This is a genomic window from Olsenella uli, from assembly GCF_016900775.1.
In the GTDB taxonomy this organism is placed as follows: Bacteria; Actinomycetota; Coriobacteriia; order Coriobacteriales; family Atopobiaceae; genus Thermophilibacter; species Thermophilibacter uli_A.
Genome location: NZ_JACJKN010000022.1, coordinates 22,576 through 32,266, shown reverse-complemented (window position 1 = coordinate 32,266; position 9,691 = coordinate 22,576). Strand labels below are relative to the sequence as shown.

The window sequence follows — 9,691 nt, the reverse complement described above, 5'->3', positions numbered from 1 at the left end:
ATGACGGCAACCTCGCCGGCGGCGCCGCGGGCGGCTGGGTCGTCTCCGACGACTTCGGCCAGGGCCTGCAGCGCTACTGGATCAACGCCGGGAAGCACGCGGCGGTCGTGGGCTTCTCCAACGACGGCTGGGCGCACTACACCACCTCGAACGGCTACGTCCTGCGCGGGAAGATGAAGACTTCCAACGGCTTCCTGCTTGCTGATGACGATGGGTGCCTTGCCGAGGGCAAGTACACGGCAGGAATGGTCGTCACCGACGCCTTTGAGGGCTCCCTTGAGAGGTATTACCTCGTGAGGGCATCCGATGGCCACCTCTACACCAAGTCTGGGCACATCGAGTACGGAGGGCGCCACTACTACGGCTCTCCTGATACGGGCCAGATTCTGCGTGGCAAGCTTCGCTACGGAAACGGAATGCTGCTCGCAGACAACGACGGCGTGCTGGCCTGGACCGAAGGCTGGCTCGTTACCGACATCTACGATGGCGTGCTGCAGCGCTATCGGATTGACACCGCTCCTGGCGACGGCCTTATGGGCGCGCGAATCGGCTTCTTTACTCTCGGTGGCAATGATTACTATGGCCGTGAGGATGAGGGCTATGTTGTCATCGGCCTCTATATCGCTCCCTCTGGCAAGGCGTATTACGGGGACAGCGACGGCGTTCTGACGACCATACCGCTCTCGCAGGTTGCCATCAATCTTTGGAACCGCATCAAGAACGTCTCGAGCGCCACGCAGTATCTGATTGCCGTCGACTGTGAGAACTGCCACACGGTTGTCTTCCAGGGGAGTGCGGGCAACTGGACCCCCATCTTCGACTGGCTCTGCGGCGTTGGCCTTCCCCAGTACAACAACGGCCAGGGGACCATTCGCGGCGAGTGGACCATTGGCGGCGACAACTCCTATTGCAACTGGACGGATGACCCGGACTTCTCCGAGTGGGGCGATCCTTATACGTGGCAGACGACCTACTTTGCCAAGGATGACATCAAGTGGTACACCAACTTCTGCCTTGATCTTGGCTTCCACTCCACCATTGGCTGGGATGGCGGGTACAGCGACCCCAACCAGATTGGCAAGAAGATCTCCCATGGGTGCATTCGCCTACTCGAGGAAAACGCCAAGTGGATTTACTACAACGCCGGTTATGGCACCAAGGTCGTGACCGTCTAGCCTAGCTTCATCCAGACCTTCGCGCGGCGTCCGAGCGACTCTCGGACGCCGCGTTTCAGCCTGTATTAAACTATCTGGGTCAGCAGAAAACTATTCAGGAGGTCTTTCAGCGCATGTCTACCGTTCTCGTCACCTCGCTCGGCTCCGTCGCGGGCGACATCACCATAAAGACCCTCAAGCGCCTCAATCACCGCGTGGTGGGGACCGACATCTATCCAAGGGAGTACGTCCCCGACGCCCTTGAGGTCGGCGCCTTCTATCAGGCCCCCTATACGATGGATGTCGAGAACTACCTCACCTTCATCGAGGACGTCTGCGCGCGCGAACACGTCGACTTCGTCTTTCCCATGACGGACCTCGACATTGACGTCTTCAACGCCAACCGCGACCGCCTCGCCAAGACGGGCGCCACCTTCTGCATGTCGCCCAAGAGCGCGCTCGACACCATCCGCAACAAGAAGACGCTCGCGGAGTTCATCAACGAGCGCTGCCCCCAGATCAAGACCATCACCACGCTCAGCCTGACCGAGTGCCAGGGCGGCACGCCGTTCGGCTACCCCGTCATCGTGAAGCCGTACGACGGGCGCAGCAGCATCGGCCTCTATCGCATCTACAACGAGTATGACTGGGCGGCCGCCATGGCCGCCATCGAGGAGCCGGAGCGCTACATCGTCCAGCCCTTCGTCGAAGGCCCCATCGTCATGTCTGAGATCGTGCGCAACCCCGAGAGCGGCAAGACCGTCGTCGTGGTGCGCGAGGAGCTTCTCGAGACGAGCAACTTCTGCGCCATCACCGTGCGAATGTATCACGACGAGGATCTCGAGGCGCGCAGCCGCGAGCTCGCCGAGGCGCTTGACATCCGCGGCAGCGTGAACTTCGAGTGGATTCTCGACGCCGAGGGCACGTACCACTTCGTCGAGTGCAATCCGCGCTTCTCGGCGGGCGCCGAGTTCACCGTCATGAGCGGCTACGAGCTCATCGACAACCACCTCCGCTGCTTCCAGGGCCGTGACATCGAGGACTACACCTACCGCCACCAGATGATCATCGCCCGCAAGTACGAGGAGTACATCACCAAGATCTTCGAGGACTAGGGACTGCCGTGACCGTCACAGACTTCCTGCTCGACTTCTGCATCATGTCCGGCCTGCTTCTCGTGTCGCATGTCGTCCGCACGAGGGTGAGGCTCTTCCAGAACCTCTACATCCCCGCGCCGCTCATCGCCGGATTCCTCGGCCTCTTCCTCGGCCACCAGTTCCTGAACGTCCTGCCGTTCTCCTCTGCCATATCGGACTATGCGGGCGTGCTCATCTCCGTGGTCTTTGGCACGATGTTCCTCGGGGAGCGTCGCAAGGTCTCCTTTGGGTCCATGGTCAAGAAGGCGGGCGACTCGTTCTTCGTGAACGGCGCCGCGGAGATCGCGCAGTTCGGCATCTTCATCCTCATCGGAGTGCTCGTGCTCCCGCTCATCTTCCCGGGCATCAACGAGTCCTTCGGCCTCATGCTGCCGGCGGGCTTCGCGGGCGGTCACGGCACCGCAGCGGCCATGGGCGGCGTCTTTGCCGAGCACGGCTGGGACGAGGCGACGAGCATCGGCCAGGCGTTTGCGACCATCGGCCTGCTCGGCGGCATCGTCTTTGGCGTCGCCCTCGTCAACCTCGGCACGAGGAAGGGCTACACGCGCGTCCTCAAGAAGGTCGAGGAGCTCCCCGAGGAGATGCGCGTCGGCCTCAACCCGCCTGAGAAGCGCGAGTCGCTCGGAGACGACACGGTCAACTCCATCTCCATGGACTCGCTCACGTGGCACGGCGCGCTCGTCCTCGCGACGACGGGCCTTGCCTACCTCATCAACCATGGGCTCTCTATCGTGCTCCCGCAGATCGCCTTCCCCACGTACGGGATCGCCATCATCTGCGGCATCATGCTTCAGGCCGTGCTGCGCGCGCTCAAGCTGGACGTCTACGTGGACAAGCGCCCCATCACGCACATCTGCAGCTGCACTACGGACTACCTCGTGGCCTTCGGCGTCGCCTCCATCAGCATCAACGTCGTCATGAAGTACGCGGTCCCCATCGCCGTGCTCGCCGTGCTCGGCTTTGCCTGCGTGTTCTTCTTCCACTTCGTCATCGCGGGCCACTTTCTCAGGAACTGCTGGTACGAGCGAGGCCTCTTCATCTTCGGCCAGTGCACGGGCGTCCTCGCCACGGGCGTCCTGCTGCTCCGCGTCTCCGACCCCGAGTTCAGGACCGGGGCGCTCGGTGACTTTGGCCTGGTCTGGCTGTTCTTCACCATCGTGGACGCGCTGCTCGTGGCGCTCACGCCGACCCTCCTGCTCGCCGGGTGGGGGTTGCCGGCCGGAATCGTCATCACGCTGCTCGCCATTGTGTTCCTGCTGCTAAGCTGGAAGATGTTCGGCGTGAGAAAGTTCAACGCGGCAGAGGGCGTTCCCGCCGAGGAGTAGGGAAGACCGGGAGGTAGGACGTTGTCCCAACACAAGCTGCTCATCCTCGGCTCGACGTCCGAGTTCTCCCCGCTGGTCGAGCGCGCTCGCGAGCGGGGGATTGCCACCGTCGCCTGCGACGGCTATCCTGACGGCCCCGCCAAGGCGCTCGCAGACGAGCGCTGCGACGTGAGCGTCTACGACCATGACGCCGTCGCCGAGGCCTGCCGCAGGACGGGCGCCGACGGCATCATCACGGCGTTCTCCGACAACCTCGCCGAGCAGGCGTCTGCCATCGCAGAGAGGGCGGGACTGCCGTTCTATCTTCCCTCGGCACGCCTCACCATCCTGCGAGATAAGACGCGCATGAAGGCCATGTTCGACGAGCTGGGAGTGCCCTACCCGAGGACGGCCGTCGTGCGGCGTCAGAGCATCCGCGAGGATTTGTCGACGCTCTCCTTCCCCGTGGTGACCAAGCCTCTCAACGGCTGGGGTTCCCGCGGCGTCTGTCTGCTGGACACCCCAGATCAGGTCATCGAGCGGTTCGATGAGGTGGCGGGCTACTCCGACGCCGACAGCATCATCGTGGAGGAGTACAACGACGGCTATGAGCTCAACATGATGAGCTGGGTCGTCGATGGCGAGCCTGTCGTGCTCGAGATCGCGGATCGAGAGAAGACCCATGACGTCCCGTTTGCCATCCCCCACGTGAGCAGGATCGTCTACCCCAGCCTCCTCATAGATGCTGTCATCGACGTCGCCCGTGACATAGCTGGCCGCGTCGCGCGCTACGTCGGCCTTGAGAACGGCCCGCTCTGCATGCAGTTCTTCTGGAAGCCCGGGCGGGACATCCAGGTGTGCGAGTGCGCCGGCCGCGTCTTTGGGACCGAGCACGAGATGCTCGAGTATGCCACCTATGGCAGGCTTACCGTCGAGGACCTCCTCATCGACACCGTCTACGAGCCCGAGCGTCTGAGGGAGAGGCTGGCGGGGCACGATCCGCATCTTGATAGGGTGGCGTGCGGCCTCTTCTTCCACGGGAGGGAAGGAAGGATTGCCTCTATCGAGGGCGTTCCATCTCCGGAGATGGACCATCGTGTAGTCGATACGCTTGTGTACTATTCGGTTGGGGAGGACATCCGACACGGTGCCCAGCCCTACGTGATGCGGACCTATCTTGCTGCCGAGTCACGCCGGGAGCTCGACGAGCTGACCGACAAGATCAACGCCACGTTCTCCGTGCGTGACGGGGACGGCGCCTCCCTCCTGCTTCATAATGAGCGCATGGCATATGAGATCGCCTCCGAAGAGGAGAGATGACATGATTGACTTCAACGTCCCGCCCTACGTGGGCACCGAGATGGACTACGTTCGCGAGGCCGCCGAGAAGAACCACAAGATCTGCGGTGACGGCCCCTTCTCCCGCAAGTGCCACGCCTGGATGGAGGAGCGTTTCGGGGCGGAGAAGGTCCTGCTCACCACGAGCGGCACCGCGGCGCTTGAGATGGCCGCCGTGCTCTGCGACCTCAAGCCCGGCGACGAGGTGATTCTCCCGAGCTTCACCTTCTCCTCCACGGCTACGGCCTTTCAGGCGATGGGTGCCACGCTCGTCTTCGTGGACATCCGACCGGATACCATGAACATTGATGAGACCAAGATCGAGGATGCCATCACGGAGCGCACCCGCGTCATCGTGCCTGTGCACTATGCCGGCGTCGCCTGCGAGATGGACGAGATCGTCCGCATCGCCCGCAGGCATGGGCTCATCGTGGTCGAGGACGCCGCCCAGGGTGTCATGAGCACGTACAAGGGGCGTGCCCTGGGGACCATCGGCGCCTTCGGCTGCTACTCCTTCCACGAGACCAAGAACTACTCGATGGGGGAGGGCGGCGCCCTCGTCATCAACGACCCCGCCTACATCGAGCGCGCGGAGATCATCCGTGAGAAGGGAACCAACCGGTCCCTCTTCAAGCTCGGCCAGGTGGACAAGTACACGTGGGTCGACCGCGGCAGCTCCTACCTCCAGAGCGACCTCAACGCCGCCTATCTCTGGGCTCAGCTCGAGAGGGCGGACGAGATCAACGACGACCGCCTTGCCACATGGCACGCCTATTACGAGGCCTTTACGCCGCTCGCTGAGGCGGGGAGGGTCGAGCTTCCCGTGGTGCCCGAGGGATGCGTGCACAACGCCCACATGTTCTACCTCAAGGTGAGGGACCTCGAGGAGCGCACGGCCTTCATCGAGTACCTCAAGCAGCATGGCGTCATGGCGGTCTTCCACTACGTGCCGCTGCACAGCTCCCCGGCCGGCCTCAAGTTCGGCAGGTTCCACGGGGAGGACGTCTACACCACGAGGGAGAGCGACCGCTTGGTGCGGTTGCCTATGTACTACGGGTTGAGAGAAGGGGACAGAGACGCCGTCATCAAGGCTGTGAGGTCATTCTATGGATAGCATGAATTCCCCCCGTATTGCCCGAGCTGCCTGCCTGGCCTCGCTTGGCCTCGCTCTGCTTGTTCCGGGCGTCGCACACGCGGAAGATATGTATGCAGAGACGTTGGCTAATGCCGAGATGCCCGGCGGCATGGAAGCTCTTGCCGACCAAGGTGTGACCCACGACTCTGATGATGCCGTTGCGACCGACTCGGATGCGGCCGAGATGACTGATGATGAGTCCAGCGATGTGCCGATTGCCGAGGACGACCCGACTTATGTGCTTGGGGAGGATGAGGCATCGGGCGATCTGACATCGTCCGATGCCTCGTCGCCCAGTGAGGTGGAATCGCCCTTGGAGGACGCCCCGGGCGGGATGGCGGATGACGAGTCCTCGGTCGCTCCCGATGATAGCCTCGAAGAAGTTTCCGGGCTCGGCGATGAGGGGGTCATTGCCCCCGTGGAGGCTGAAGCGGAGGCGGCCCTCTCTGACGGCTGGGCTCAGGAAGACGGCGGATGGTCCTATTATCAGGACGGAAAGAAGGTCTCCAACGGCTGGGTTGTCAGCGACGCCTTTCCCGAGGCGGCCGGGCAGGGCCTTCAGCGCTATTGGCTCGGCGCGGACGGCACTCTCGTAAGAAATCTCCTCATTGACACGCTGGATGGATATTGGGCCTATGCGCGTCCCGAGGGCTATGTGGTGCGCGGCCGCTATGTTGCAGGGGACGTCATCTACTTCGCAGACAACGACGGGAAGCTCCTTTCGCCTGGATGGAACGTCACGGGTGAGTTCACCGGGGGAGCCCTAGAGCGCTACTACATAGATCCGGATCTCCACGGGGCAGTGGTGGGATGGTCCGATGACGGGACGCACTACACCAAGGAGGACGGCACCACGCTGAGAAGCGGTACGGTGACGGCCGACGGCATGGTGTGGGCAGACAACGACGGAAACGTCCAGCAGTCTGGCTGGCTCGTCACCGATGGCTTTGGGCAGGGGCTGCAGCGGTATTGGATTGAGTCTGGCAAGGTCGTGACGTCCGAGCTCATCAAGGCATCGGATGGATGGTGGGCGTATGCCCGCCCAGAGGGCTATGTGGTGAGGGGCAAGTACACGGACCCCAATACGGGGTATGTGTATCTTGCGAACAACGACGGCGTGCTCGAATCTCCCGGCTGGGTCGTTACCGATGAGTATGGCGATGGCCTCCAGCGCTACTACGTCAACGCCGCCTCCCATGCCTGTCAGCCTGGCTATTCAGGAGATGGCTGGGATCATTACGTCACGCGTTACGGCTACGTGCTGCGAGGCAAGCTGGCAGAGGGCGATACCGTCCTTCTCGCCAATAACGATGGCTTGCTCGAGCAGACCGCAGGGTGGGTTGTGACCGGAGCCTATGATGGGGGCAACCTCCAGAGGTATTGGCTTGAGCGGCAGGAGGACGGTTCGCTTCGCGCAAAGACCGGCTTCTTCACGATTGATGGCCTTCAGTTCTACGGGATGCCCGACCAAGGCTATGTCCTGCGCGGAGGCAGGGTCTTTGGCGCCGACCGCGTGTTTGCGGACAACGAGGGAATCATCAAGACGGAGGGCTGGCTCGTCACGGATTCCTTTGGCGACGGTCTCCAGCGCTACTGGTTCTCTGGGTCTAAGGTCGTCACCGGGCTCATCAGTGAGGATGAGTGCGGATGGTGGGCGTTCGGCACCCAGAGGGGCTATGTCGTTCGCGGGCGCTGGGAGGACCCGGAGACCGGTCTCGTCTATCTTGCGGACAACGATGGCCGCCTCGAGAATCCGGGGTGGCTCATCACCGGGGCGTACGATGGCGGCGAGCTGCAGCGCTATTACATCGACGAGAAGACCCACGCATGCCGTGCGGGGCTATTCTCCGTGGGGTCCGAGAGCTATCTGGGCCTTGGGCGCGTTGGCTACGTGCTTCGCGGGACGCGCGTGGAGGGTGCGACCACGTGGCATGCTGACAATGACGGCATGCTCGTTCCCACCTTCGCCGCGTCGGTGGGGGAGGACGAGAAGGCGCGAGTTGTTGCGACCTTTGTTGGCGACACCCCGTATCTCTTCCTGCCTGCGCATGCCAACTTGGGTGACGTCGTGCTTTCATTCGAGGACTTTGCGGGCTCTTCCAGCCTGCTCTTCTCGATAAACGGCGGCGACTTCAAGAGAATAGAGAGCGGATCCTCCTTTGATTTGACGAGCCTCGCGTTGCGTGATGGGGTCAGGACCATTTCGTTCAAAACGTCCTCCGGAGCTCGTACGAGGACGCTCGCAATCATGATGTCCGCCAACGTGCGCGCCATGTATCTGGTCAGCGAGGACCCCGCCAACGAGGGACGCCCGTTTGTCGATGGCAGCCCCGATCACTCGGCAAAGGCAAAGGGGCACATGCTCCTCGTTAATCCCGACGGCTCGGTTGTCTATAACGGGGAGCTGAGTCAGATCAAGGGAAGGGGAAACACGACCTGGAGCGCGAGCAACAAGAAGCCCTACCAGATCAAGCTCGATAAGAAGACCGACCTGCTTGAGACGGGAGATGAGGATAACGAGGCAAAGACCTGGGTGCTCCTTGCCAACGCGAATGACGCCACCCTGCTTCACAGCACTGTCGCGTATCAGCTTGCCCAAAAGCTCGGTCTCGATTTCACGCCTGAGTGTGCGCCCATCGACCTCTATTATGACGGCGAATACCGGGGGAGCTATCTGCTGAGCGAGAAGGTTGAGATTAACGGGGGCAGGGTCGACATCCACAAGCTCGAGGACGATATCGAGGAGGCAAATCCCGACGTCGATCTTGACGAGCTTCCGACTGCTCAGGCGATAAACAAGTACGGCCAGACGTTCCAATATGTGGTCGGGGTCAAGAATCCCGCAGATATCTCCGGGGGATACCTCACCGAGTTCGACACGGCGTATTACAAGTCAGAGCGATGCTGGTTCATGACGTCGGTGGGTGCCTTCGTGGTCAAGGAGCCCGGGAATCTCTCCTATGCTCAGATGCTCTATATCAGCGAGCTGATGCAGGAGGCAATTGATGCTGCCGGAAACGGGGGCGTCAACCCCAGCACGGGGAAGTCACTTGATGAGTATGCTGACGTGGAGTCCCTCTCCAAGCTGTACTTGATGAATGAGTTCGCCAAGAACGTTGACTTTACGACCTCCTCTGCCTACTACTACCTGCCTGGTTCTGCTGACGCTGAGAATGGCGTGAAGCAGATCTTCTACGGTGGCCCCGTCTGGGATTTCGATGCCTCTTTCGGCATCAGAAACGAGAACCCGGAATTCCCCAATCCTAAGTGGTTTGTCATTGGGAATTGGTTTACCGCTTCTTCTCAGGTGCAGGAGCTGACCAAGAGGGAGTTTGTCAGCATCCTTACTCCGTTGATCGAGGATCTGGTACGGCCGTCGGGAGGCTTGGACTCGCTGGTAAACGAGGTGGGCGCTTCCCAGGCGATGAATGAGGTGCTTTGGGGTCTGACGTCATTCCACAACTGCAATGACCCGTATCCGACGTATCGAGAGAACGTCGAGTACTTCAGAAACTGGCTCATCGCTCGACTTGACTGGCTTTCTGCCAACGGATGGTCTGCATAAGGGCCCTGTCATTGGGCTGGAGATGCGCCTCGAGCTGC

At 61.6% G+C, this 9,691-nt stretch carries 6 protein-coding genes; all 6 read left to right on the top strand.

The features are described from left to right. The coding region (locus H6A23_RS10780; RefSeq protein ID WP_204832176.1) for a L,D-transpeptidase at positions 1-1,175 on the top strand (1,175 nt) is incomplete at its 5' end. Positions 1,176-1,288: 113 nt separating this feature from the next. Further along, a complete protein-coding gene (locus H6A23_RS10775) occupies positions 1,289-2,269 on the top strand; it encodes an ATP-grasp domain-containing protein (protein ID WP_204832175.1) in 981 nt (326 codons plus the stop codon). An 8-nt stretch (positions 2,270-2,277) separates the two neighbouring features. Next, the gene (locus H6A23_RS10770; RefSeq protein ID WP_204832174.1) at positions 2,278-3,636 is read left to right on the top strand and encodes a sodium/glutamate symporter; all 1,359 of its coding nucleotides are present in this window, start codon (positions 2,278-2,280) and stop codon (positions 3,634-3,636) included. A gap of 21 nt (positions 3,637-3,657) precedes the next feature. Further along, a complete protein-coding gene (locus tag H6A23_RS10765; protein WP_204832173.1) occupies positions 3,658-4,935 on the top strand; it encodes an ATP-grasp domain-containing protein in 1,278 nt (425 codons plus the stop codon). A 1-nt stretch (position 4,936) separates the two neighbouring features. After that, positions 4,937-6,067, top strand: coding sequence for a dTDP-4-amino-4,6-dideoxygalactose transaminase (rffA, locus tag H6A23_RS10760; RefSeq protein WP_204832172.1), 1,131 nt, complete (start codon positions 4,937-4,939; stop codon positions 6,065-6,067). Next, positions 6,060-9,653, top strand: coding sequence for a CotH kinase family protein (locus tag H6A23_RS10755; protein WP_204832171.1), 3,594 nt, complete (start codon positions 6,060-6,062; stop codon positions 9,651-9,653). The genes rffA and H6A23_RS10755 overlap by 8 nt, the downstream gene beginning before the upstream one ends. Positions 9,654-9,691 lie beyond the last annotated feature (38 nt).

Bases quoted from the DNA above. Each gene is read 5' to 3' on its own strand.
- H6A23_RS10775 (WP_204832175.1), top strand. From the start codon at position 1,289: ATGTCTACCGTTCTCGTCACCTCGCTCGGCTCCGTCGCGGGCGACATC.
- H6A23_RS10755 (WP_204832171.1), top strand. From the start codon at position 6,060: ATGGATAGCATGAATTCCCCCCGTATTGCCCGAGCTGCCTGCCTGGCC.
- rffA (WP_204832172.1), top strand. From the start codon at position 4,937: ATGATTGACTTCAACGTCCCGCCCTACGTGGGCACCGAGATGGACTAC.